The organism is Kineosporia succinea (assembly GCF_030811555.1).
Lineage (GTDB): Bacteria > Actinomycetota > Actinomycetes > Actinomycetales > Kineosporiaceae > Kineosporia > Kineosporia succinea.
The window spans coordinates 1,074,905-1,097,850 of record NZ_JAUSQZ010000001.1 but is presented as its reverse complement, the minus strand read 5'-3'; the positions used below and the strand labels follow the sequence as shown (position 1 = coordinate 1,097,850).

Genomic DNA, 22,946 nt, shown 5'->3' with positions numbered 1-22,946 from the left:
CTCACGCCACTGTAAAGATGGCGAGAGCGCGCGGGTTGCTGAGCACCGGCAGCGGGCAGGAATCCACGTACACGGCCTCCTGGTACGGCGGGGCCGAGTTGACGTCCATGACGCCGACCATGCCCGCGGCCGTTCCGAAGGTGAGCTGGCCAGCCTGTGCGGCCTGGACCCCGGTGACGGTCAGTGCCCACGCGGTGAAGCCCAGCTCGACGCCCGCCGGAGGGACGAAGAAGATCTTGTTCGCCGGGAGGATGCGGGTCAGCGTCCCGTCCACGTCGGTCTGCGCGTCGTACATGAGCCGGATCGGGGGCAGCCGGAACGCCCGAAGCGCCGCGTCGACCTGGCCCTCGTTGACGATCGTGGCCGCGTTGCCGTTGGCGCCCAGGTACAGGCCTCGGATCTGATCGTTCGCGGCCATCAGGTACCAGGAGTCCTCGGACATCACGATGCCGCCCGGCGCGAAGCCGTTCAGGTCGCGGTATGCCTTGGACCAGGTCCGCAGGTTGTCCAGGATCGGAGCCGCCGGGTCCGACCACAGGGTGCTGGCGGTGGCGATGTTGCCCGCAGGGACGCTGAAGTCCGCCTCGGTGGTGACACCGTTCTCGTTGGAGATGGTCACCTTGCCGTCGGCCAGCAGGTCACCGCGCATCAGCTCGACCCGACGCTGCACGGCCTTGGTGGCGGTCGTCGCGTCGTCGTAGATGGCTTCGATCAGGCTGGCGTCGCTTCCGCCGCGCGCCTGGGCTACGGCCAGTCGACGCTTGTCGACCTCGCCCTGGTTCAGCATCACGCTGACCGGCAGCGGCTTGACCTTCTTGCGGGAGAAGGTGTCTCGGGCGATCGTGGCCGGGGGAGCGTCGAAGGCACGCACCTTGGCCGTCCGGGCCGTGATGGTGACGTCGGAGATGTTGACCTCTTCGTCGTTGACGAGTCGGTCGGGGAACAGGGAGTTCAGGGTGTACTGCTGGTCGATCGGCACGTTCCGCACGAAGGTCGTGAGGTCAGCAGGCCGAACCAGACTGTCCCAGACAATAGCCACTGGGGTGAAGGTCCTTTCGGGAGTTCGGTTAGGCCCGGAACTTCACGAGCGGCAGGTCAGCGCGACCGTTCGCGTCGTTGCCAGAGTTCGCCGGGAGCTTCGCCTGGGAGACCACGGCGAAGGAGTCGATGTAGGGCACGGTCGCGACCTGCGCGGTGCTCGCGGGGACCTGCTCGTTGTTGAAGAGCAGGCCGACACAGGTCTGCCGCCCGTCGCTGGCCGCGTCGTCGTACGGGCCGAGCTTGCCGCCGGACGTGACGCGCCCCAGCAGGGTGCCGGACTTGATGAAGCCGTCCGGGTAGTGGGTGTTCGCGGTGAACAGCGCGTAGTTGATGACGCCTGCCGCGCGTGCGACCGGGCCGACGGTGCCGTTGGCCTCGAAAAGCAGCCAGGAACGGTCAGCGTCCTTGTAGGTGATGGTAGTGACCGTGATGTCGGTCGCCATGGAAACTCCCTCTGTGCGACCGAGGTACGGTCACGGATGGTGTTAGGCGGGCTTCTTGCCGAAGCGGCGTTCGATCTCGGCGAGACCTGCCGCGCCCGGAGCAGCGGTCGTCGAAGTGCGCTGCCCAGCACCGAAACTGGTAGGCGCCCACTGCTGGCCCGTGCGGGCGTCGGTGGACTGCTGGGGTGCGACGGCATCCACGAAGGCGACGAGCGCCTCGGCGTTGACCTTGCCGTCATCACCCAGGTACTTCGCCGTGTTCAAGTCGCCGGCCAAGACGGCTGCGCGGTCGGGCTCGATGCCTCGGCCCTGGAGCAGGCCCTCGAACTTCGCCTGGACGAGCTGGGCTCCGTACAGGGCACGCGCTTCAGCCTCGCCGGTGGCGCGGCCTTCGGAACGGGCTGCCTCCAGGTCCTTCTCGGCCTGGGACATGCCTTCCTGGCGGACCTTGTCCAGTTCGGCCTTGAGTTGGTCGTAGTCGGCCCGTTCCTTGGCTCTGGTCTCCCACTTTCGAGAGTCCTTGAGTCGGGAGGCCAACTGTTCAGGCTTCCAGTTGTTCTCGGAGAGCAGGGCCTGGATGGCGCTCAGGTCGACGGCACCGGTTTCCGTGTCGGAGGTGGTGTCGGTCTGGGCATCGTTTTCGGGCATGCGTGTGATCTCCGTGTCGGAGGGGGATGGAGGGGGCGCCGTGCGGCGCGAACCGGGCTGGTCGAGCGGCTACCGGCAGGTATGGGAGGTGGATCGCTACCGTGGCGGGATGCAGGCAGATTGGCTCGCAGCCTGGTCAACGCTGGGCGCGGGCGTGGCCACGCTCGCCACTCTGGTGACGCTTTGGGTGAGCATGAGGCGAGAGCGGACGGCTCGGATCGCCGACGATGAGCAGAGGGAAGTCGCCGCCCAAGAAGATCGCCAGCGATACCTCGATACACGGGCGGCCGAGGAGAGGGACCGCAAAAGGGCGGCCTGCGCTGCGCTCATCGCTGTCGCATCACTCATCCCACCAAAAATGCAAGGGCATCAGGCAGCTTGGCGAGGCGACCCAGTCCGAGAGTTGTTTGGCAGCGAGCCACAGGCGATGCTGAAATTGGTTGACGACCTTGTCGAGAGAATCATGGCCGCCAGCATCACCGCGACCCTCTTCCATGATCCGGCACTGACTCCCGTCGTTTCCGAAGTGACGGACGCGGCCACGGCCGCTATCCATACCTACGGCCGTAAGAAGGAAGCGCAGCGAGGCGAAGCGCTTCTCAGGTTGGAGAAGGCCATCAAAGCTCTACGGGAAGTGGCCGACTCGCTTTAAGGGCCAAACCACCGAGACCAGCCGAAGGTAAGCCCGGCTGGTCTCGGCAGGCCACATCAGTGGCGGCAGGTGACGCGCATGGCGAAGACGGGGCCGACTATGTGATCGAGTTCGCCGGAGCCATGGATGCATCCGGCTCGATCGAGATCAGCAAAGATCTCTTCGACTTCAGCCTCCGGAAGCCCTGAGCGGACTGCGACCATCTGCGCCGTCGGTGCGTTCATGGCTTGGACACGATCGGCGAGGTGATGACGGAGGTTAGCGAGGACCAAGGCCTCGGAGGAGCTGTGCACTTTCTTTCTCCCTTGTGGGTAGCTGATGTTGCTCTACCCCAACCCTGAGACTCACGGTATCACGTCCGTCACTTTCGGTTAGTCAGCAAGTTTCGCTCATCCAGCTGAGCATTCTGGGCGGCCCCCAGATCCACGTCCGGGTTCTTCTGTGCCCAGGTCCCAAGGCCAGCCAACGTCTCGTCGATCTGCGCGATCTGAACAGCCGGATCACCAGCGCCCTTCGAGCGCGGCCGCAGCGTTGGACCGAGCTCACCATGCCGGTCGATCTGGAACCGCACGCGGGACAGCTCCTTACCGCCGGTGCCGTTTGCCAGCCGGTAGAGCACCCCAAGGTCAACCTGGTTCTGCTCATCGCCCGGATCCTGGTCTGGGGTGATCGGCGAGACCGAGCAGTTGCAGCCCGAGTGGATCGGCAGCAGTTCGCCCACCGTGTACGTGCGATCGGCCGCCGCTGCGCACAAGCCGCAGGTACCGCCCCTGGAAAGCTCCGGGTGGATGACGCGGCGATACCCGATGACCACGTCGGGAACACGGGCGAAAGCCTGCTGGGCACCCTCACGGGCTGCCAGGTCGACGTCGTCGTTGGCCATGCGCAGCGCGCGCTGAAGGCCTCGGTCCATCGCCTCGGCACGAGAGAGCGGTACTGGATTGAGAGCTGTTCGGTCGCCGGCCGACTCCAGGATGCGTGCTTCCCGCAGCGCCCGCTGAGCTACTTCCACCGGGTCCACGCCGCGCGGCTGCTCGGGGAGGTCCATGGCGAAGCGAGGGAGCTTCACGTCCATGTCGCCGAGCAGCGCCCGTTGGTGGGCGACGGACAGATCCATCGACCGCTTCTGGGCCGCCCGGACCGCCACCGCCACGCCCTCGCCGTACTGGGTGACCTGGTCGGGAGCGAACGGGTTCGTGACCAGTCGCCAGTAGCGCAGGATCAACGCCATCAGGTTGACCCGGAGCGCTTCCTGGGCCGCCGCGTAGGCCGCGACCATTGCCGTGAACCGAGCCAGGTCCGAGGTCTGCTCAGGCTGCTGCTCTGGCATCGTTACCGTCATCGACCTGCTCCTGGCCGTTCGGGTTGCTGGTGAGGTTCGGGGCGACCCGGCGGACCTGGTTGGCCTCGCCGGCGGTCACGGGCGCGCGAAGAGCCTCGTCGGCCAACTGCTGGTTCATCCTGGAGATCTCCTCCGGGGACATCTGGAGGGTGGTCTCCGCGATCGTCTCAAGCGGAATCCCGGCTGAACGGAGCTGCTGAGCGGCGGCGGCCGACTCAGCGAGGCTGTACCGCTCCGGGGGAGCCCAGATGACCTCGATTTTCGTCGGGTCGGTGCGGTCGTCCAGTCCGGCGAATCGGAAGGCCAGGGACATGGTTTCGGCGAGGGCTTGCTGGCCTCGCGCACGACGGTCCTCGGTCTTCCAAGTGCCCGCCTCTCGCTGAAGCGAGGCGCCCTCAGCCGAGCCTTGGGCGGCGTCTGGGGTGATGAGGTGCAGCGGTGTGCTGGTCTCGACGGCGAAGGTCTTCATGTCGTCGAGGACGGCCATGCGGAACGGGTCCATCGGCACGGGCGTGGTCTCGAACATCTGGATCGCGTTCGAGACCGGCTTGTCCTGGTCGTCCGTGATCTGGCCGAGCGTGACGACCGACCCAGGGTCCTGGGACCAGATCTCGCTGTAGTCGATGTCCTTGCCGTCGCCGTCCTGCATCGGCAGGCCGGAGAACACCCGCATCGAGAACGCCTGGTACTTCTGAACACTCAGCCGGTCGAACAGCGTCTCGTTGATGCGGTTCAACGTGTCGAGGTGCGGCTCGAAGTCGCCGGTGCCGTTCTCGTTGCGGAAGTGACGGACCGGGATGACATCCTCCAAGCCGTTCGGCAAGGCGAACGAGAGTCCGTCGTTCCAGTCCCACGAGGTCGGCTGGTTGAAGCCGGTACCTCGGGTGGCGACGTGCACCTGGCCAGGCAAGAAGACGTAGGCGCGATCCTCTTCGAGGTCGTCATCGTGGTAGAGCTTCAGCGCAGCTCTGGGCGCCCCGGTGATCGGGTCGTCCGAGGTGATGCACTCGAAGGGGTGTTCCTGGGTGATGAACGGCCGACCCGAGTCGTCGGGGTTCGGGCTGACCATGATGTAGCTATCACCGAACGCCAGACCCCAGGTGAAGAAGTCCCTGGTCCGCAGCGCGAGGTTGTTATGCCGGAAGATCTCGGCTGCTCGCTCGTCGCCGTCCACGTCCGACTCGGCGGCGGTACGGAAGCCGACCGGCCGCATCTTGTGGACGACCGCGCTGACGCACAACTCCGCCAGGTTCATGCGCCCGGTGCGCAGGTACTCCCGCATCGCCGGCGCCCAGTTCTGGCTGGCGCGGGGGAGAGGCGGCTCGCCCCGGTGGTAAGCGTCGAGCACCTTGAGCGGCGGGCGCTTCTGGATCTCGCTGGAGGTGCGCGTCCAGTTGTCACCGTCACGGCGTCGAACGAGCTGAGCTTCGAGCTTCGTTAGCCACCATTCCGGACTGCCGGGCTCGGAGGAAGCGGTGATCACGACGCCTCCCTCTCAAGTGCGGATCTAGGTTTGCGCTCGTTTATTTTCTCGGTAAGCGACATATGGGACACGGGACGACGTCATGGCAGGTCATCTGCGGTTTGGTTTAAAGACGCTGCAGCGCAGCGCAAATGCCGCTGCTCGCTCTGCTCACTGTGCTCTTTCTGCTCACTGAGCCTCTGCTTTCGTTTGGCCAGGTACTGGCCTCTGCGACGAGCAGGAGAATGAACATGAGCGGCGTTGCGGCGACCGTGGCCCTTTGTGTCCTCGCTGGATGGATTTCTTGGCTGGCGTTCTGCTACGCCGTCGTCCGCCATGACCCGGACCGTGCCAAGTGCATTCCGAGGGTGGCGGCCATCGTCCGCCTCTGGCGTAGCCCTGGATGATCGGGAGAACACTGGGTATGTGGGTCGTAGCGGAGCCTTGGTGGGGGCCGAGACCGAAGCGGCTGCGTCCTCGGACTGCCGCCCTCCTCGGTGTTGCTCAGCGGATCAAGGTCAAGTGCGGATTAGGGGGCGGCGCGCGACTTGGTGAATCTCGGGATTGGCGCGACCTCAACGGAAACCGGCTTGGCTCTCTCGGGTATCCATCGGGTTTTTCCGTAGTCAACTTCGTCGGCTTAGTCGATGTGGTCACTGCGGCTCGGTTACCCTTGCAGAAGGCCTGCTTTTGTCTTCCATGCGCCTTCGCCTTGTAGGCGTCGAGTCAGTTCACGGGAGAAGAAACATGAGCGCGGTCACCACGAGCCTGGCTGTATGCACACTTGCTGCCTGGATTTCTTGGCTGGTGTTCTGCTTCGCCTTGTTGCGCAAGCATCCCGACCGTGCCCAGTACATCCTAAAAGTAGCTGCAATTGTTAAGTTCTGGCGTCGGGTGAGCTGACTCAGATCGCGCGCTGGGCTCGGAAACCGTTGCTCTTGCGAATCCGCCCCTTGCCGGTCGCAAGGGCGTCGGCCCGGCATTCGAACGCCAGGACAGCAGCCATCGCCGCGTCGATCTTCTTCGACGGGAACTGCGGGTCTTTGCCGATCGCCAGCTTCCCTGTCGCGGACAGCCGTCGACGGGCGTTCAAGATGTGTCGGGTCAGCTGAGAACCGCCATCGTGGCTCAGCTGACCGCCCAGGACGGCCGTGAGGAACCGCTTCAGCGCCTCTTCCATCTGCGACGGTTGGTTGGTCTTCCACTCCAGCGGATGCGATCGGTGGCCCACGCGCATCTTCCTGCCGTACAGGCTATTCCAGCGATCCACATACGTTTCCCAGTACGGCGGGTCGGCGTAGAAGCCGATCACGCGGAACCGCTGCATCGCCGCAGCCACGGCTGCGTCCACCTCGAGACCGGGCACGGACCACTCGTCATCCCGGACGAGCGGCTTCTCCCAACAGGCCAGCAGTTCCAGGTGCCCATCATCGACCCGGCAGGCCACGAGGGCGGTGGAGTCGTCCCTGACGGAACCGTCGAAGCCCAAGGTGACCGTGTCGCCGTAGGACAGATACTTCGTGGCGTCGGCGACCGCATTCCACTGAGGTGAGGTGACCCAGCTGCCCTTGGCATGGGTGATCTGACCCAAATAGAACGCCCGAGCGTCCTGCGGGTCAGTGCCGGGGTCACGGACCTCAGCCATGATGCGGCGCAGATCCACCCATCCGCCGGCGTCGCTGGCCGAGTCGCCGTACGCGATGCGCAAGCCGTTCAGCAGCGACTCGTCGTCGTCGAGTTCCGTATCACCAGGCGCTTCGCGGTGGTCGTAAAGCAACCCGTCATCGCCCTGGGTACGACCCTCCTGGATCGCCGACCAGTAGCGGGCGCTGTCCTCCGCCACCGACTCCAAGCCAGGGAAGTAGGCGTTCGGCGCCTCGACGGACACGCCGCCGGTCTTGCCCAGGTTCCGTCGCAGCGTCGCGGCCAGGCGTACTCCGCCGTTCGCCGGAAGCCACGACTCGGTCTGATCCAGCAGGCAGGCGATCGGGCGGTTACCTTCGCGGGACGTCGCCGCCGCCGTCACCGGTTCGATCCGGCCCTTCGGCATCGCGATGAACGTGTCCATCGGGTCGAGGTCGTACTCGTCGACTACGGAGCCGCCGCGGATCATCTCCAGCAGCGGCACCCAGGCGTTGGCCGTCTGCTCAGCGGATGTCGCGCAGACCTGCGCCCACGGAGTCCGCAACTCAGCCCACGGTCGAGCAACCGGCTGGCCGTGCGCATCCCAACCGTCGGGAACGACCGGGGCGAGACTTTCGGCGATGATCCACGCCGAGAGAAGCGGGCTCTTGCCCCACCCCTTCGGCCTGCTGATCACCGCCCGGCGGTACCGGCGTCGACCAGTGACCGGGTCCAGCTCGAACAGGCCGAGCAGGAATCGGGCCTGCTCGTCGGTCGGCTGGAACGGAACGAAGTCAGTCCGGTCCGGCGTCGCGAGGAACGTCGACATCCAGTCCAGGACGCTCCACCCCAGCGTCGGGACCTCGCCAGGAACAGACGGCCGCCAAGGCATGACGGCCTCCCGTGCGGGACAAGGTCACCCGTGCGGGTGGAGATGAATCAACCGCTCTTGCTCTGGGGCAGCGCCGTCAGCGACCCGTACCGCTCCCGCGAAGACTTCGCCGGCGGCATGAACTGCTCCTTCTCGTCCGCCGTGGCGTACGCGATGCGCAGCTTCTGCCGGGCCTCCGGAGTCGCACCCAACTGCGACATCCGCTGCCGTAGCTCGCCTGCGCACTCGACGGAGCGGCTACCCGTCCAGAACTTCTGGAGCAGCGCCGCCGCGACCTCAAGCTCCGACCACTCGACCTCGGAGAACTCCGACGACAACGGGGACTCGCACCAGCGGCTCCACCAACGCAGAACCGCAGGGTGCCACTCTTCCCTGAAGTCGATCAGGTCATCCGGAAGATCCCGAGGGCCAGCGAAGTCCGGCTGCGGGAAAGTCCGATACGGATGCGGGTCGCGGTTGTTGCGCGCTCGACGCGACGCTGGCTTAGGAGCCGGGCCTGAAATGCCCACGGCTGCAACCTCTTTCACGTGTCGGGATGTACTGAAAAGCTTCCCTGTGGAACGGGTTTCAGCTACGACCTAAAGCCCCTGGAACCCGTGCGGAACCTCAGCGCCAGTACTGCCCGGAATTGGAGGCTGGCCGGGAGGGGGGTGGTGGCCATCGGGCTAGACGGTTTCCTATAGATGTTCCGGCCGTTTCGTCGCTATCGTCCGACCATGGATGCTGCGGTGATCGGCCTGGTGGGTGCTCTGATCGGTGCGGGGGCCGGTGCGGGTACGAGCGCGTGGGCGACGAGAGCGTCGCTGCGTCGTGACGTGGAGAAACACGAGCGCGACCTGGCCGAGGGGCGACGTGCGCGCCTAATGGAGCGGCGCCTAGCGGCCCATATGGAGTTGTACAACAACCTGTCCCATGTGGATGAGGACATCGAGCATCGTGAAGAAGATCCGAACTTCTCCGCAATGGAGGATGCGGCTATCGCGGAGGATGACGGCGCAGAGAAGCCTCTGCCGAGGCTTGGGGTGGTTGATCTGATCGCTTCGGAACCGGCTCGCCAGGCTGCGTTGCGCGTTGCTGTGGCGGCTCGCGAGTACAAGATCCAGACCTTAACCAGTGACGACCGGGATGGTCTTTACGGTCGTTTGGCCAATGAGTACTGGACGGCGTTGGAGGCGTACCGCCTTGCGATCAAGGTAGAGATCGGTGCAGCGGAAGATCCGCTGGCTGGCTGACATGGCTGGACTCAGCTACCGACTGGTCACCTAGATGCTGGCCGGATGCCTTGGTGGGAGAACTGGCGCTACGACCTGGCGATCAACTCTGTCGCGAATGTGATCGTGGCTGCCGCCCTCTACGTGGTTGCCCGATGGGCGGGCGTGGTGCCGAAGGTTGGCCGGATCGATGTGGTGGTGAGCGTCGTCGGGGGCTTCATGGCGTTCGGGCTCGCCATCTGGGCGATCGCGGAACGTGAGCCGCATGATCGTTGGGGCAGCTTTAAGAGCCGCACCTTCGCGAGTATCTCGACGCTGGTCCTGCTTGGTGCCGGTTACATGGGCCGGGGCGATCCGGTCATGGTCGGGCTGACCTGCGGTGGTTTCGTCGTCGTGGTGGTTTGGGAGGTGGCTCGACTCGAACGCCGGCGGCTGGCGGAGATCCGTGCCATTGCCGAGTCGGCTGCGCGACGTCGTTCGGGTCTTGCTCGACATCGTCCTGTCCGTTTGCGGACACCTGGCCCGAGACCACGTTCGCTACGACGGTGAGTTGATCTCTATTACCGCTCGGTCACGGGGATGCTGCCCGAGTGATTGGCTGGCTGTCCGGCATGACCGGGAACCTGGTGGCGGACCTGATCGCCCTGCTGGTGGCGTGGGCTGTGGGCGTACGGTTCGTTGACCGGATCGTCGCGAGCAAGGTTGTCGCATCCCCGGAGTTCAAGGATTCGCGGGAAGGTGCGCAGATACGAACCCGCTTGGACAACTTGTCATCTGAGCCGGTTCTGAATGTCAGCGTGGTGTCGCAGTTCTGGCCCGACGATCAGGATGACATGTTCCTGTTCTCGGAGACGGGTCTGTTCCAAAATGACGGTTCAAAGCTTGCTCCCCCCACCCTCTTGGCTGGAGGGACTGCGTTTACGCAGTGGATCCCGTGCCATGGGGAGGAGCAGACATATGACTTGTCGTTCGACACGGTTCGAGGTGGCCAGTACTGGCGGCGGCTGCGTGGACCCCGGCGTTGGCGGCTGGTAGTCAGGCTGGAAGGCAGCCAGTTCGGTCGTGCGCTTAGGCGTGCTCGGGGGCGGCTCAAAGCCAACCGTACCGACCGGTAGGCGCGGTCGTCGGCCTACGGTTCGCTCATGGATGCAACGACTGCTGGTCTGGTGGGCGCCGCGATCGGTGCTGGCGGTGCTGCCGTGAGCGCCCTCATCGGCGGAGCGCTATCCATCGGCTGGGAAAGCCGTCGCCACCGGCGCGATCTGGCCGAGGCGCGACGTGCGGGGTTGCTGGAGAAGCGCCTCGCTGCTCATCAGGAGCTGATGGAAGGGCTGCTGCGTATCCACCGGTGGGCGGTAACCGAGAACGATCCGTTCGCGCCCGGCGAGGACTGGCGTGAACCCAGCGGCGACTCTTCACCGGACCATGTTCGAGCAGCTTTACCGGCGGTGCAGTTGCTGTCGTCGGAGAAGGTATCGGAGCTGGCTCGTGAGGCTGTGGAGTTGGCCGGCACGATCCACTTGGTGTTCCAGTTTGACGACAGTGAGGACGGTTCACGCCGGGGTGGTGTGACGGCTGGCTTGGGTCGTCTGATTGATGCCTACCGGTTGGGCGTGAAGGAGGAGATCGGGGCGGTGAACGCTCACTGAACTGGCCTCAGGCCGTGGTGGGCTCGTCGCTACCGTGTCCGCTCATGACTGAGTCGAGTAAGCCGGGCGGCGCAGAGTTCTTCGTGCCAGCAGAGGTGGAACGCCTTGTTCGTCAGTACGCAGACCACAGTGGGCTGTCGGCACAGGAAGAGATCGGTCGCGCGGTCAGAGTCCTGAGCGCGGTCCATAGCCTCTCGTACAAGGAAACGTACTGGCTGCGTAAGTGGCACGAGTCAGAAGCGGCCCGCTTGAACGCCGGCCAGGGCCCTCTGGATTACGAATACCTATACGAGCTTGCTGAACGCATCGATGCGGAACCGGACAAGCCAGCTGGTGACTAGGTCTCCGGCTTCGGGCGCGGCTAGCTGGCGTGCGGTGCCGGTTCGGGCACCCTACCAATAGGTAGCCGTCATCATGCGCTGATGCACAACACCTTGTCGGCCGGATGGTGCGGCCCGCTGGAAACAGACCTGCTGCCGTCGTGGATCGAGGCCAGCGCAACCGGTGTCGGGGCGGTCATCGCCTTCGGTGCCCTGCTGTACGTGAAGCGCACCTGGGAAAGCACGAGGGGACAACTTGCGGAGGCGAAGAAGCAGGCGGCCAGTGCAGAGGCACAGCTGGCCCTGGAGCGGCAGCGTGAGGACCGCCGAGAGAGGGCGGAGGACCGTGCACAGGCTGAGCTGGTGTCGGCGTGGGTCCACCGTGGTTCATGGCCGAGCGTCGATAAGCAGCAGCGTCAGGTGCGGGTCCTGAACCAGAGCACACAGCCGGTGTACAACTTCAGCCTGCAGTTCCAGGCGAACCGCCGGTTGTGGCATCGGCCGGATCATCCGCTGCAGATGAAGCGCGCGATGCTTGCCCCGGCCGTTCCCGGTGAGGGGGTGTCGTTGTGGATCGGCGTCGATGACACCGACATGAAGGCCCTCGAAGAGGCTGAGCAGAACAACCAGCCGTTCGGTGTCTGCTTCACCTTCACCGACATCAAGGGCAAGGACTGGACTCGTCGTTGGGACGGCAAGCTCGTGGAGGGGCGGGAGCGCTTCATTCCGATGGCGGAGGAGAAGCCGGCCGTCGTCGGGTGAGTCGAGGAACGCTCGGTGAACTCCTTCAAGCCGTCTCGTCCGTCGCCGCTACCGTGGCCCGAATGACTGATGGGCGGGAGATTCGAAGGCCAGACAAGGAATTCTTCGTGCCAGAGGAAGCGCGGCGCACGACAGGCCAGATTGAGATCGGGGAAGCATCTGGCCCGCTCAGGGACGGGACGGACGCTGAGCAGAGAGCCCGCACATGTCTTGCATGCCGTAAGCCGTTGGCGGCGGGCGATAATGGATCGTCGTTGGATCCGCAGGGTGGGCTGGTGTTCTCGGCTTTTGGCCAGCGGGGTAGCGCTGTCTTTCCGGGCCCCTTGACGTCGATGGGGGTGACGTTGCGTGTGAACGTTTGCGACGGATGCCTAATGGAGGCATCTCGGGTGGGCCTAGTGGTGAAGGCGGTGGCCCAGCCGACCAGGTTGGGTGAGTCGGCGTTGTCCGTGTGGGATTCGGACGCTGAGGCGCAGGCCGAGTATGACGGCAACCCGGAGCGGCAGGCGTTGCTGGCGAAGGCGATGTCGGAGCCGACGGTGCGGGGTGAGCGGCCGAAGCGGCGCCGGTACACGGAGGAGGAACGCCGGGTGCTGGGAGCCAGGGACGCTGAGATCCACCGACGGACCGGAGATGGCCCAGGTGAGTGACGACAAGCCGGCTGTTGGGCCGGGCGAAGACGTGGTGGTGGACCGGGATGCGGCGCGGCGCGTCATCGAGTCGGATGAGCCGTTGATCTTCGACTACCGGGTGCTGCGCCATCCCTCGGTCGAGGGGTCTTCGCAGATCCTGTTCTCGATCTTTGAGCTGTACTACCGCGCGGATGGCCGGTACATGGGGCGGCTCTCTGAACCTTCGGCTGCCCAGGGAGACGCCGTCGACGAGCTGCGGGCTGACCTGGAGGACATGCTGACGGCGTTGGAGAAGCCGGTGCTGGACGTCCACGACTTGGTGGTTGGCGAGGCGCCGCCGGAGGCTCCGATGTGCGAGCCCTGCCTGAGGGCCGCCCAGGAAACCAGACGGGAGATGGCCGATCCTGCGAAGCAGTTGGAGGGGCTCACTCGGTTCATCGAGACGCTGGAAGGGCAGCGGCGAAGACTGATGGCCGAGATCGCTGCGGCCAGGCGCACTGAGATTGAAGCGGCCGGTGGCGAGATGATCCATGAGTGGGGGCCGACGCTGGATCGCTTGGAGGAAGTAGAGCGCCGCGAGGGTGGCTCGGATGCTGCTCAGTGGATGCCCGGCTCAGATTAGGCCTGGGTGGTGTTCCTTCGGTTGCCACCTGAGCGCTGCCCGAGCCCTCATCGCCTTGGTGCCCTTCTCGGACCCTGCGCGCTGGTTACAGTCCTTATGCTCCGGCCCCTTGTACTGGCCAGGGCGGTCATCGTCGTGGCCCAGTTCCCAGGGTTCGTTCGGGGCGATCGGTTGGGTGCAGCGCCAGCAGGCGACACCGCCAGCTGAGACCTTAGTCGCCCAAGCGGAGCGTAAACGACGGTGGTTGGTGTCGTAGCCGCGCAGGTGGGCGGGTGCCCGGTTGGCCCAGCGCCCGCTCATGCTGCACCTCATGGTGTCTTCCGAGGGACTTGCTCAACCTGTACCCGTTCGGCGCCGACGTTTTGCACTTGACCGGGGGACGGAGAAGTACATCATGACCAGCTACAGCGACATGTCGGCCGACGACTGCCTTGGCCTGGCCGAGGAGTTCATGGACCAGGTGCTGGCCCGCAAGGCGCAGCGGCAAGTCGGAGTGAACCGCAATCGCGAGAACCTGGGAATGCCGGTGAGCTCGAATCAGCCGAGTCTGAGCGAATCGCTGGGAAAGGGATTGAGCGACCAGCAGGCTCAACTCGTGGCCCTTGCGCAAGTCCATGCCAGCATGGCGGTCGCGAAGAAGCTGCTGAGGGAGTAGGTCCACCGGCTTCACCCTGGTTCCGCTCTTCGGGCGGGCGGGACACCGTTGGTGTAGTCCCGCCGGTGCGCCTTCGCTGCGCTCAGTGCGCCCGGCGGCTCCGCTTCGCGGAGAACTTTAGCCAGCGCTCTCGGGGCGAGGTGGCTTGGCGGTGATTCGGGTGACGGTCACTGGGCCGTTGCGGCGTGACCATTCGCGTTCTTCGGCACGGCGCTGCTTGGCTTTACGGTTCTTTACGCGCTTGCTGGTGATGACGGTGGTGGTTGCCGAGCCCGTCTTGGCGGTCATGGGTTACCTGCCTTCGAAGCTGCCGGTCGGAACTCCCGAGCATAGCTTCAAACAGACTTTTCCCAGATGCCAATCCTCGCGAAAACTCGCGGGATGCCACACCCTTCAGCGTTATCGTCGGTTCCGTGTGATCAGGTCACGGCCTTCCGGAGGGGATCCAACCCTCACCTGCCCCGTCGGGGGCATAGGTTCAGGTACCCCTCTGACGGGCATGACGCGCACAGATCAACAGTGCTGCGGAGTGAAGCGTGCTTCGGCTCAAGGAAATCATCGTCTTCGGCGGCGGCGGTACCAAATCAGCTGCCGCCCAGCATGAAGCGTTGGCAACACTCTGCTCAGCTAAACCGGGCTCAAGCCGACTGCCGGGATGTCTGCGGGTGACCAGGCCCACATTCGAACATGCGAAAGCCCTCAGTGACGGGTGGGATGCGCTGAGGGCTTTCGATCCGTCGGTGTGCCTAAGCGGGCTTCATCGACAGATGGTTTCGGGGCAGGGGGATGCCCCAGAGATGTTTCACACGTTAGCAAACAGCGTCTTTTGCTGTCCATCCGTCCGGCCCACATCGTCGATCTGGTTGAGTCGCTCGCGCATGAACGCGTCGATCGCCCCTCGTGCGGTTACGCTTCGGCCGCCGGAACGACGCCGGGCAGCGCGCAGGTTCTCATCCCGAAAGCTCCACGTCCGCAGCGTTGTCGTACTGATGAGCTGCCCCCAGCGGAAGGCCACCCACCCGGCGGCGACTTCGTCGGTGAGTAGGTCGGAGTCGGCCGGCGGAGCCTCAGCGAACCACTGCTCGACGTCGAGCTTGAGCCCGCAGCCGGAGCAGCGGGCGGTCCCGGTGATGTTCTTTGCCCAGACGGGTCCGCAGGTTTCGTCGGCGACGACGTGTTCGGCGATGATCACACCTTCACGTCGTCCGGGTGCGGCGGTGCGGATGGCCTTGGCTGCGAGGGCGACGATCTCTTCGACATAGGCCTGGGCGAGCATGGCTTCCTGTGAAAGTAGCCATGTTTCGCTCGTATCGAGGTAGTTGACGAGGGCGCGGATGTCGGCGGCCTCCCCGGTGTGGAGGAAGTCGGGCAGCGGTGCGTCGGGATGGTGATCGTGGTGGTCGAGCACCCAGCGGGTGAGCGAGCTGATGATGTCGGCGCGGACGGCGCCCGCGTGGTCGGACAGGGGGGAGGGTGGCTCGCAGTGCTTGGTGGTGGGCATCCCGCTGGCACGTCGGCGGATGGGTTCGAGGAGCCGGTCGTACCAGGTTTCCAGGTCGGTGAGGCCGTCACGGACGGCGTCACGGCAGCGGAGGCAGGCGAGCCGGGGGAGGTCGGCGAGACCGTCGGAGCAGGCGCAGCAGGGTGCTTCAAGAGTGAGCAAGGCGAGCCCTTCCAGACGTGGGTGTCGGGGGAGGACTCGCCTTGTTGGCCTACTGGAATGAAGTTCCTACGGTGCGGGTGGCTCGTGGTTCCGAAGGTCGATGAGGGCTTCGCCGAGGTCGATGGCGTCGGTCCGGGAGATCGCGAGGGTGAAGGCGCTGGAGTTCGTGCTGTCGTGGCTGACGGCGATGACGATGTCGTCGAGGACGGTGGGCTGGCAGATCCGGGCGGTCCACCGTCCGGATCGGACGACGGCCAGGAGCGGGGCGAGTCCGAGCTGTTCGAGTTCGCGGGCGGTGGTGACGCCCTGCCGGAACGTTGCTCGGTCGGTTCGATCGCGGCGGGTCCGTCGAGGCTTCGTGTCGGTCATCGGGCGCCGACCGATCGCACCTGCTCGATGATCACGACGTCGTTCCGTCGCGGGTCATCGGCCAGGGCTGGGTCGGCGGGCAGATCGGGTCGCACGGCTTGGACCACGGCAGGGAAGCACGAGTCGGGCAGGCCACCACGATGGCCGGCGACCCGATAGCGGCGGATGGCGCTGAAGCAGCGGTTGCACCTGCTACGGCGTCCGTCGGCGTGCTGCCGGACCTGGGCGAAGTCTTCGAGCGGGAGGTCTCGGTGGCAGATGCAGCAGATCTTGGCGCCGCGCTGGAGACGGTGTTCGGCGCGGGCATGTGCTGATGCGATCTGGGCAGCTCGACCCTTCTGCCAGCTGATGCGACCGTGGCGGACAGCGTCCTGAGCATTGTCGGCCTGGGTGCCACCGCGCAGGTGGTCGGGCCGGACGCAGGCAGGGTTATCGCACACCAGGTGCCGGACGACGGGTGTGTCGACGTCGCCGCCGGACATGACGAGGGCGATCCGGGGGACGCTGGCGGCGTAGGTCTTGCCGTCGAGCTTGATGCTGAGGGTTCCGTAGCCTCGGGTGACGCGGGCGCCGGTCCAGTGCCAGCAGCCGTGCTCACCCTGCGGCGTCGGGTCGGTGTACTGCCAGAACCGCTCGGTCAGCTCTGGGGTGATTTCGTAGATCCGCTCGCGGAGGGCTCGCCGTTCGGCTTCGGGGAGCTTGTGGAGCGGGATGCGACGCGTGGGTTCGTCGGTCATGGTCTTCGCCTTGTCGTTGCTGTTCCCCGAGGGGGCACCTTCTCTGCGGGTGCAGTAGTAGCGACGGCCTGCCAGCTCGATAAATGAAATATGCTCTGCTGGAACTACTTTCCATCGTCGGTGTCGGAGATTCCCAGGTAGGCGAGCAAGTCCGATCGGCGCAGGCGGTACCTGCTGCCGAACTTCTCCAGCGTGATCGGGAAGTGCTCTTGAGCGGCGAGGCGGTACGCCATGGTCCGGCTCATGTCGAGGGCCTTGGCGGCGGTCATCAGGTCGACCATGACGTCCAGGTCGAGAACTTCCTGCTTGCTCATCGCCATGGTGGTCCCGATCCCTCGATCATCAGCGGCTACCTTGTTCGCCCGGTCGAGCTGGTGGGCGGACAAGCGCTCATGGTTCCGACCAGGACGCCAGGACGCACTGTCTGCTCGTGGCCCTGAAGCTTCACCGCTGCTGCACTTCAAAGGTGGGGTGCGAGCGGCTCCTGGGTGGAGAGGTAGGTGCCCGCGGCACGCTTAGTGCATCGTCCCCTCAAGGATCTTGACTCCAGGCCGAGCCTAAATACGGTCACGAGTCGTGACCTGGACTGAGCTGATGGACACGCCGGCAGCGCCAGCCGCCCTAGCTGCCCTCGGAGCCGTAGCTGCCGCGCTTATCGCTGCGCTCGGGGCCACGCTCAGCGGGCGGAAGCGACACTTGGATCGGCTGCGTGAGGCAGTCGCCGCCGACGCTGAGCTTGCCGGGAAGGTTCCCGAGGACAGCGAGGCCCGAAAGCTCTTGCTCGGGACGATCGATCACACGGTCGGGCAGCTGACATACGAGCAGCGCCGCACCAGCTACCGGTACTACCGACAGCTTGCTGGGGTGGTGCCGATCGCCTTCTTCGCCCTTGTGGGGTGGGCCAGTTTGGTCACCGGGTTCGCCACCAAGGGCGTGCCCGTGAGTCTGGTGACGATCCCGTTGGTCGCGATCGTCGCTTATGGCGTAGGGCGATTGCAGGCCGTTGTCGTTCGCTTTGTGAACGACGAGCGAGCTGCGGCCGGGGACTCGCCGTTGACGCCGCCGCCGTGGGCGGTCCGGTTAAGCAGGACGCTGGCCCGTTGGATAAAGAACCCAACGCGGTGGCGCGAGTACCCGGACGCCGGGAGCGGCGCCGCGCTGGCTGACGGCCGGGGTCGGCCAGACGCGGTGCAGCCAGAGACGCCTGAGCGAAGTGCCGCCGAGGTTGATCCGGAACGGTCGCCACGCACAACCTGATCAATCCGTGTCTAGTTTGCGCGTGTGGGTGTCATGCTCGATCCGGCAGGGACATGGGCCCGGAAGACGGCCACCCGACCGTGTGCGAGGGGTAGATGCGAATCAAGGCGTTGGCGCGCTTCCTGCTGGTGGTTGCGGGGCTCGCGCTCGTGGTGGTGGCGACCTTCGGCGCCGGTGGCGTCGTCTTCTTCCATCAGAAGTGGGACGCCAGCCCGACCGTCGTGTTCATGATCGCTGGATTGCTTGCGGTCCTCGCCGGCGTCATCGGGGCGGTGCCGAACGGCTCGATCAAGGATGGGTCGATCCGCTGGCCGGAGATCGACTTGCTTAACGCGGTCGAGGCATTGAGCGACAGAGCGGAAAAGCTGGATAAGCGCGTGGCTCTCATCGCCACCGAGTCGTTCGAGCAGATGCTCCGTGTCGATGAGACGTTCCTGGCGATCGAGAACGACCTGCGGGACTTGGTCCTGTCGCTGGAGCCTCACCCGGATGAAGGGTTGGACTCGGATGAGATCCAGGAGCGGGATCGGGAGGACGAAGAGGCCAAGCGGGACCTTGATCATGAGATCTCGTCCATGGCGTATTCCGGCGAGGGGTACAACGACGGCATGTCGATCGGTCAGTTGCGTGAGTTGCAGCGGGCGGCCAACGATCGGGAGAAACGTGCCCGCCAGGTCCGCGCTGCGCACGAGCGCCGTAAGGCGGGTGGCCTGGTCCGTCCGGAACGAGAGACCATGCGTAACGATCTCGCCCTCAAGGACTACGTAAGGCGCCATCGCGATGCCATGACGGCGATGAGCGCTGGAATGTCGCAGAACCCGTTCGAGCTGGACGAGCCGTCGTCCGCGAACCTTACTTCGCCCACGACTCGCGAGTAGCTGACCGTCTGTTGTAGCTTCGCCGCGATCAGCGAAGTCCGACGTGATGCAGCGTGGCCGTGTCTGATCCGACGGGGTGCAGTAGCAACCTCGCCGTTCAACACATGAGATTGAGACGCCGCCGCTAGCCGGAGGTTGGGAATCGCTCCCGCCGGTCAGCGCGCCCGGCGCTTGAGTCTGACCGCATCAGCAGTTCTCAAGCGTGGCCATTACCAACTGGTAGATGGTCGCGCTGAGTGCTGCCTGCTCCCAGTGCGATGGTCTACCCCGCCTGAGGGGCAATGACCCGTGGAAGAACTGATCGGCTTCATCGTTTCGGGCTTCGGCTTGATCTTCTTGATCTTGTCTCAGCTACGCGAGCTTCTTCGTCAGTACTGCCTCTTCATGGAGGAATGGGAGAAGGCCCAGCTCGCTCGGAAGACCCTGTCCTCGCCTTCGGCTACCGTCGTGGACGAGTCGGCGGTAGCCGAGGAGTCCGCCGCACTCCCATCGGACTCCGCCGAAGAGCCTGCCCTTCCGCCGGGCTCCGCCGGCGAAGCCTCGGACCCGACGGATCTGGGGGCAGGTTCGCCTGAAGCTGACCTCGGGGACGACCAGCCGGGCTCGACGAGCTAGCTCGGTCAGACGGCCGCCGGAGCATCAGGGTGCTGATGCTCCGGCGGTGCGGCTTTGACTCAGGCGGAACGGCGGTCGGGCTTGCGGAGCGAAGGTCCGACGCCTTCATGCTGGAGTAGGCCGTGAGCGTGCAGGCCGTCGGCTCCGGTCACCAGTTGGTGATGGGCTGCCGCAGTGACGAGCCCCTGAAGTCGATCACTCCGGAGTTCAGGATGAACCGATCGACGGTCGGCCCTCCCCAGAGGTCCTTCAGTTCCGGGAAGGATCGGTTCAGAGTGATCAGCGTGTGCTTGCGCGCGCTGCTGCGGTGGTCCGCTAGAGCGTAAAGGCGCTCGATGGCCCAGTCAGTCGGTCGGGCCGCGCCCAGGTCGTCCAGAACGAGCAGATCGGTTCCGCGAACCCGGTTCCAGATCTTCTCGTGGTCATCGCGGGACGGTTTGAGCTGGTCGAGCATGTCGACCGTGTTCATGACGACCGGACAGTTGAACCGAGAATCCTTGCCATAACTACGCACCAGGGCATCACCGGCGATCGCGTAGGCGCAGAAGGTCTTGCCGTTGCCGACGCCCCCAGCGATCCAGAGCGTCTGAATCTTCGGGGTGTCCAGCCACCGCCGGAGCCGTTCGGGATGCTGGTTGTCCCGGAGGTTCGGGAAAGTCGCTCCCTGGAACTCAGCTGGAACCTGGGACACCCAGCGTTCGATGCCGTCCCTGATCCGTTCCATCCGGTTGTCGAACAGGTCCCGCTCCCGGTCCGTGGTCAGCGGCGGCCATTCAGCTTCCTGCTGGATGCGGACACGGCCGACCAAGTACTCGATCGTGTGCTGGGCGTCCGTGAGCTTCGGCCAGTCCGATTCGGAAAGGTCGAGCTGGGTGAAGTCCATGGTCACGCTGCTCCTCCGAGCATCAGGCTGTCGCCGTCCTTGCCCGACCCGTCGAGGAACCCTCCGCCGCTCTCGAAGGTCGGTGAAACCTGGGCAGGCCGAAGATGCGCCGGGCCGCTGCCCCTCCGGGGATTGCTGGGGAACCTGCGGTTCCGCTCGGCATCCCGATCGGCGAACTTCTTCGCGTTGATCAGCCAGGTGGTGAAGGCCGCGTCCCAGTTCTTCGCGGTCCGTCCGTTCGCCTGGGCGTGCAGCCGGAAGAGTTCGACCTGCTGGGGGAGATCCAGGCCAGTCTCTTGTGCCCGCTGCTGATGGGACTCGCTGGGTTTCCAGCTATCCCTGAGCTGAGCCGCCCGCCCCGCCTGTGTGTGTTCTTCTTCTTTCGGTTCTTCTTTAGAAGCCTGGAAATCCGCGCGCGGACTATCCGCCTGCGGGTTTCCAGCCTGTGGCTCTGACCTGCGCTTTTTGCTGGAGCGTGACGAACTGGTGCCCGACGCCCGATCGCGCTGCGGAGTGTCGTAGATCAGGTCATCGCCGTGTGCGAAGGTCCCGTCGGGCTTCCGAATCCGCTGGCGCACGAGGTATCCAGCGGTTTCCAGCTCGATCAGGACGGTGCGGATCGCGTCCCGGCCTTCCTTGCCGCGCCGGGCGATGGCATCGGCGTTCGTCGTCCAGTTGTCCGGACGGGAGAGCAGGTCGATCAGGACGCCTCGGGCGCGGTAGCTCAAGTTCTCATCCCGGACCACGGCGTTGCTAATGATCAGGAAGTCGCTTTGCGGTCGCGGAGTGCGGACGATGCTCATGTCTACGCCTCCACCAGATGGAGGGTGTACTTCTTGCAGTCAGCTGCCGATGCTGTTGGCATGGGGTAGCGCTTCTTTCATGCTCTTGGTGCTCCCAGGCCGGAACCGTTTGCGGCGGTGTCCGGCCACACCCCTGTCTAGGGGCCTTCCCGGCTTTCGGCTTGGTGCCCAGAAGAAAGGACTTCGCTACCAGCGCCGGAAAGTGAAGCGACGGATGGGGTTCCCCGGTCCTTTCGGGACCGAGGCCCGCACGGCCGTCGTCGTGCAAGCCAGCGGTGATGCTCGGGGTCTTCCATCCGGTAGTGCTATTAGTGGTGTCGTTCGCACCAGTTGGAGCCCGGCAGAGCCGGTTCCAGGCAGGCGTCCTCTTCGGGGTCGCCGTCGCATTCGCCGCTGTTACACGGCAGCTGCAAGCCCAGGTCGAAGATTTGCTCCTCGGTGAGCCAGGTCGCCATGCCGTCCAGGCCGTCGAGGTCGTTGCTGGCGAACCTGGTCAGCCGAAAACCGTTGCCGCGCGGCGAAGCGACGAGGACGGCGAACGGGTCCGTGGCGGGCTTGGACCCAGCCCTGATCGTGTGCATCATTACTGTTGACTCCTTGATCGGTGTTGCGGCGGCCTCGTCTTCACGGGACGAGGCCGCCACTCATGAGTTGGTCACCAGGTGTAGTCGAGGAAGGCCTCGGAGCCGTCGGTGAACCGGACGTACTCCATTGCGGCGTGCCGACCGTCGCTGCACCGGGCGATGTTTGACGAGATCACCTCGTGCTCGGGCAGGCGGGCGGGCAGGTCTCGGTAGACGATCGTCAGGGCGAAGTCGGGGTCGGTCATGGGAACTCCTTGGTTGTGATCGGTGTTTTCTGAACGGCTGCGCGTGCAGAGGTCAGCCGTTGGTCTGTGTGCTCCGCGCCAGGTAGGCCCGGACGTCACCCACGCGAAAGCGCAGCAGGCGGCCCATCTTCGCGTGGGGGATCAGGTGCTTGCGGTCGTAGACCCAGTCTCTTTCGCAGTTCAGCCACTCGCAGAGCTGCTCGGTCGACAAGTACTGGTCGTCGCCCCAGCCCGACTGCGGCGCAGCGGCCTCCTGCTCGTCGTCCTGGACGACTACCCGGCTCGCGTCGCCGTCGACGGAAACGACCAGCTGGAGCGTGAATCGGAGGTCGCCGTTCTTCCCAATGACCTCGGTCTCGATCGGGAACCGGCTGAGCTGCCGGATCAGAGCGCCCACGGTGAGCTTGTCGTTCTGTTCGTTGTCGACCACGTGGTTTCCCCCGGCTGGTTGTTCGGTCGATGGTCAGGATGGCCGCTGCGACCTCACGATCTGATGAAGAGCTGAATAGTCATGTCTCAGGCGCTCTTCCGCAGCTCGGCTTCAGCGCGGGCGCTCACCCGAGGCTTGCGGCCGACCTCGGACGGCCGGCCGACCTTGGCTTCGTGGCTGGCGAGGTATTCGGCGACGTGTTCGGGGGAGAACCGGATCTCGCGTCCCCAGCGGTAGCAGCCGATCTCGCCGTGTCGAGCGCGCTCGATCACGGTCTTCTTCGTCTCGCCGAAGATGTCGGCGACCGCCTGAGGGGTCAGGAGGGTGGGGATCGGACTGTTCGTCACGGGATGTCTCCTCGTTCGTTTCCTGCACGTACAACATACTCATAAAGATGCAGGAAGTTCAATCAGGTGGGCCGTATCTGTCTCGATCCGCGTCCCGTGTCGCCCTGCCCTCTGAGAAGCGGCATCGAGTAGGCGGAAACGGAAGCGCCCCTGACCTGGCGCAATGGCCAGGCAGGGGCGC

General features: G+C 65.1%; 32 protein-coding genes. 14 read left to right on the top strand and 18 right to left on the bottom strand.

Annotation, left to right across the window (positions count from 1 at the left end):
- Position 1: 1 nt before the first annotated feature.
- The 3 genes from J2S57_RS04885 to J2S57_RS04875 are packed head-to-tail and all read right to left on the bottom strand — an operon-like array spanning position 2 to position 2,132.
- Positions 2 to 1,039 carry a major capsid protein gene (locus J2S57_RS04885; RefSeq protein WP_307238782.1) on the bottom strand — a complete coding sequence of 346 codons (1,038 nt, stop codon included), beginning with the start codon at positions 1,037 to 1,039 and terminating at the stop codon, positions 2 to 4.
- A 28-nt stretch (positions 1,040 to 1,067) separates the two neighbouring features.
- Positions 1,068 to 1,484, bottom strand: a complete 417-nt coding sequence (locus tag J2S57_RS04880; RefSeq protein ID WP_307238780.1) for a head decoration protein — start codon at positions 1,482 to 1,484, stop codon at positions 1,068 to 1,070.
- 42 nt (positions 1,485 to 1,526) lie between these two features.
- Positions 1,527 to 2,132 carry a hypothetical protein gene (locus J2S57_RS04875; RefSeq protein WP_307238778.1) on the bottom strand — a complete coding sequence of 202 codons (606 nt, stop codon included), beginning with the start codon at positions 2,130 to 2,132 and terminating at the stop codon, positions 1,527 to 1,529.
- Positions 2,133 to 2,172: 40 nt separating this feature from the next.
- Between J2S57_RS04875 and J2S57_RS04870 the strand changes: the two genes are divergently transcribed.
- Both J2S57_RS04870 and J2S57_RS04865 read left to right on the top strand, forming a co-directional pair.
- A complete protein-coding gene (locus J2S57_RS04870; RefSeq protein ID WP_307238776.1) occupies positions 2,173 to 2,784 on the top strand; it encodes a hypothetical protein in 612 nt (203 codons plus the stop codon).
- A 59-nt stretch (positions 2,785 to 2,843) separates the two neighbouring features.
- Positions 2,844 to 2,972, top strand: coding sequence for a hypothetical protein (locus J2S57_RS04865; RefSeq protein WP_307238775.1), 129 nt, complete (start codon positions 2,844 to 2,846; stop codon positions 2,970 to 2,972).
- Positions 2,973 to 3,145: 173 nt separating this feature from the next.
- Here the strand turns inward: J2S57_RS04865 and J2S57_RS04860 are convergent, their stop codons facing one another.
- Together J2S57_RS04860 and J2S57_RS04855 are read right to left on the bottom strand one after the other, a co-directional pair.
- Positions 3,146 to 4,126 carry a hypothetical protein gene (locus J2S57_RS04860; protein ID WP_307238773.1) on the bottom strand — a complete coding sequence of 327 codons (981 nt, stop codon included), beginning with the start codon at positions 4,124 to 4,126 and terminating at the stop codon, positions 3,146 to 3,148.
- Complete coding sequence (locus J2S57_RS04855; protein ID WP_307238769.1) at positions 4,095 to 5,609, bottom strand: phage portal protein; 1,515 nt, start codon at positions 5,607 to 5,609, stop codon at positions 4,095 to 4,097. Before J2S57_RS04855 ends, J2S57_RS04860 begins: the two co-directional genes overlap by 32 nt.
- Before the next feature lie 726 nt (positions 5,610 to 6,335).
- Here J2S57_RS04855 and J2S57_RS04850 point away from each other — a divergent pair.
- Positions 6,336 to 6,491, top strand: coding sequence for a hypothetical protein (locus J2S57_RS04850; protein ID WP_307238765.1), 156 nt, complete (start codon positions 6,336 to 6,338; stop codon positions 6,489 to 6,491).
- Position 6,492: 1 nt separating this feature from the next.
- Here J2S57_RS04850 and J2S57_RS04845 read toward each other — a convergent pair whose 3' ends face one another.
- Positions 6,493 to 8,040: a terminase large subunit domain-containing protein gene (locus J2S57_RS04845; protein ID WP_307238764.1), complete on the bottom strand. Its 1,548-nt coding sequence runs from the start codon at positions 8,038 to 8,040 to the stop codon at positions 6,493 to 6,495.
- A 110-nt stretch (positions 8,041 to 8,150) separates the two neighbouring features.
- Complete coding sequence (locus tag J2S57_RS35500; RefSeq protein WP_442358344.1) at positions 8,151 to 8,612, bottom strand: phage terminase small subunit; 462 nt, start codon at positions 8,610 to 8,612, stop codon at positions 8,151 to 8,153.
- A 207-nt stretch (positions 8,613 to 8,819) separates the two neighbouring features.
- On the opposite strand from J2S57_RS35500, the gene J2S57_RS04835 reads away from it, so the two are divergent.
- The 8 genes from J2S57_RS04835 to J2S57_RS04800 all read left to right on the top strand — a co-directional run bounded on the left by J2S57_RS04835 (position 8,820) and on the right by J2S57_RS04800 (position 13,954).
- Positions 8,820 to 9,335: a hypothetical protein gene (locus J2S57_RS04835; RefSeq protein ID WP_307238759.1), complete on the top strand. Its 516-nt coding sequence runs from the start codon at positions 8,820 to 8,822 to the stop codon at positions 9,333 to 9,335.
- 45 nt (positions 9,336 to 9,380) lie between these two features.
- Positions 9,381 to 9,863, top strand: coding sequence for a hypothetical protein (locus tag J2S57_RS04830; RefSeq protein WP_307238758.1), 483 nt, complete (start codon positions 9,381 to 9,383; stop codon positions 9,861 to 9,863).
- A gap of 41 nt (positions 9,864 to 9,904) precedes the next feature.
- Positions 9,905 to 10,429, top strand: coding sequence for a hypothetical protein (locus J2S57_RS04825; protein ID WP_307238755.1), 525 nt, complete (start codon positions 9,905 to 9,907; stop codon positions 10,427 to 10,429).
- Between the two features lie 27 nt (positions 10,430 to 10,456).
- Positions 10,457 to 10,963, top strand: a complete 507-nt coding sequence (locus J2S57_RS04820) for a hypothetical protein (protein ID WP_307238753.1) — start codon at positions 10,457 to 10,459, stop codon at positions 10,961 to 10,963.
- A gap of 44 nt (positions 10,964 to 11,007) precedes the next feature.
- Positions 11,008 to 11,304, top strand: coding sequence for a hypothetical protein (locus tag J2S57_RS04815; protein WP_307238751.1), 297 nt, complete (start codon positions 11,008 to 11,010; stop codon positions 11,302 to 11,304).
- A gap of 81 nt (positions 11,305 to 11,385) precedes the next feature.
- Positions 11,386 to 12,045, top strand: a complete 660-nt coding sequence (locus J2S57_RS04810) for a cupredoxin domain-containing protein (RefSeq protein WP_307238749.1) — start codon at positions 11,386 to 11,388, stop codon at positions 12,043 to 12,045.
- A 642-nt stretch (positions 12,046 to 12,687) separates the two neighbouring features.
- A complete protein-coding gene (locus J2S57_RS04805) occupies positions 12,688 to 13,299 on the top strand; it encodes a hypothetical protein (RefSeq protein WP_307238747.1) in 612 nt (203 codons plus the stop codon).
- 394 nt (positions 13,300 to 13,693) lie between these two features.
- Positions 13,694 to 13,954, top strand: coding sequence for a hypothetical protein (locus J2S57_RS04800; RefSeq protein WP_307238745.1), 261 nt, complete (start codon positions 13,694 to 13,696; stop codon positions 13,952 to 13,954).
- Between the two features lie 117 nt (positions 13,955 to 14,071).
- Here J2S57_RS04800 and J2S57_RS04795 read toward each other — a convergent pair whose 3' ends face one another.
- The 5 genes from J2S57_RS04795 to J2S57_RS04775 form a co-directional block, all read right to left on the bottom strand.
- Entirely contained in the window at positions 14,072 to 14,242 is a 171-nt protein-coding gene (locus J2S57_RS04795; protein ID WP_307238743.1) for a hypothetical protein, read from the bottom strand.
- A gap of 514 nt (positions 14,243 to 14,756) precedes the next feature.
- Positions 14,757 to 15,617 (bottom strand): hypothetical protein, encoded by an 861-nt coding sequence (locus tag J2S57_RS04790; protein ID WP_307238741.1) that lies wholly within the window; start codon positions 15,615 to 15,617, stop codon positions 14,757 to 14,759.
- Between the two features lie 66 nt (positions 15,618 to 15,683).
- Positions 15,684 to 15,986 (bottom strand): hypothetical protein, encoded by a 303-nt coding sequence (locus tag J2S57_RS04785; protein ID WP_307238739.1) that lies wholly within the window; start codon positions 15,984 to 15,986, stop codon positions 15,684 to 15,686.
- Entirely contained in the window at positions 15,983 to 16,723 is a 741-nt protein-coding gene (locus J2S57_RS04780) for an HNH endonuclease family protein (protein WP_307238737.1), read from the bottom strand. The genes J2S57_RS04785 and J2S57_RS04780 overlap by 4 nt, the downstream gene beginning before the upstream one ends.
- A gap of 104 nt (positions 16,724 to 16,827) precedes the next feature.
- Positions 16,828 to 17,037 carry a helix-turn-helix domain-containing protein gene (locus J2S57_RS04775; protein WP_307238735.1) on the bottom strand — a complete coding sequence of 70 codons (210 nt, stop codon included), beginning with the start codon at positions 17,035 to 17,037 and terminating at the stop codon, positions 16,828 to 16,830.
- Positions 17,038 to 17,299: 262 nt separating this feature from the next.
- Between J2S57_RS04775 and J2S57_RS04770 the strand changes: the two genes are divergently transcribed.
- The 3 genes from J2S57_RS04770 (at position 17,300) to J2S57_RS04760 (ending at position 19,473) form a co-directional block, all read left to right on the top strand.
- Positions 17,300 to 17,980: a hypothetical protein gene (locus tag J2S57_RS04770; protein WP_307238733.1), complete on the top strand. Its 681-nt coding sequence runs from the start codon at positions 17,300 to 17,302 to the stop codon at positions 17,978 to 17,980.
- A gap of 95 nt (positions 17,981 to 18,075) precedes the next feature.
- Positions 18,076 to 18,858, top strand: coding sequence for a hypothetical protein (locus tag J2S57_RS04765; RefSeq protein WP_307238731.1), 783 nt, complete (start codon positions 18,076 to 18,078; stop codon positions 18,856 to 18,858).
- Between the two features lie 288 nt (positions 18,859 to 19,146).
- A complete protein-coding gene (locus J2S57_RS04760; protein WP_307238729.1) occupies positions 19,147 to 19,473 on the top strand; it encodes a hypothetical protein in 327 nt (108 codons plus the stop codon).
- Positions 19,474 to 19,621: 148 nt separating this feature from the next.
- Here the strand turns inward: J2S57_RS04760 and J2S57_RS04755 are convergent, their stop codons facing one another.
- From J2S57_RS04755 to J2S57_RS04730, 6 genes are all read right to left on the bottom strand, one after another.
- A complete protein-coding gene (locus tag J2S57_RS04755) occupies positions 19,622 to 20,356 on the bottom strand; it encodes an ATP-binding protein (RefSeq protein ID WP_307250990.1) in 735 nt (244 codons plus the stop codon).
- 2 nt (positions 20,357 to 20,358) lie between these two features.
- Positions 20,359 to 21,159 carry a helix-turn-helix domain-containing protein gene (locus J2S57_RS04750; RefSeq protein ID WP_307238727.1) on the bottom strand — a complete coding sequence of 267 codons (801 nt, stop codon included), beginning with the start codon at positions 21,157 to 21,159 and terminating at the stop codon, positions 20,359 to 20,361.
- 308 nt (positions 21,160 to 21,467) lie between these two features.
- Complete coding sequence (locus tag J2S57_RS04745) at positions 21,468 to 21,743, bottom strand: hypothetical protein (protein ID WP_307238725.1); 276 nt, start codon at positions 21,741 to 21,743, stop codon at positions 21,468 to 21,470.
- Between the two features lie 71 nt (positions 21,744 to 21,814).
- The gene (locus J2S57_RS04740) at positions 21,815 to 21,988 is read right to left on the bottom strand and encodes a hypothetical protein (RefSeq protein WP_307238723.1); all 174 of its coding nucleotides are present in this window, start codon (positions 21,986 to 21,988) and stop codon (positions 21,815 to 21,817) included.
- A gap of 52 nt (positions 21,989 to 22,040) precedes the next feature.
- Complete coding sequence (locus tag J2S57_RS04735) at positions 22,041 to 22,418, bottom strand: helix-turn-helix domain-containing protein (protein ID WP_307238721.1); 378 nt, start codon at positions 22,416 to 22,418, stop codon at positions 22,041 to 22,043.
- An 86-nt stretch (positions 22,419 to 22,504) separates the two neighbouring features.
- Complete coding sequence (locus tag J2S57_RS04730; RefSeq protein WP_307238719.1) at positions 22,505 to 22,765, bottom strand: helix-turn-helix domain-containing protein; 261 nt, start codon at positions 22,763 to 22,765, stop codon at positions 22,505 to 22,507.
- Between the last annotated feature and the right edge of the window lie 181 nt (positions 22,766 to 22,946).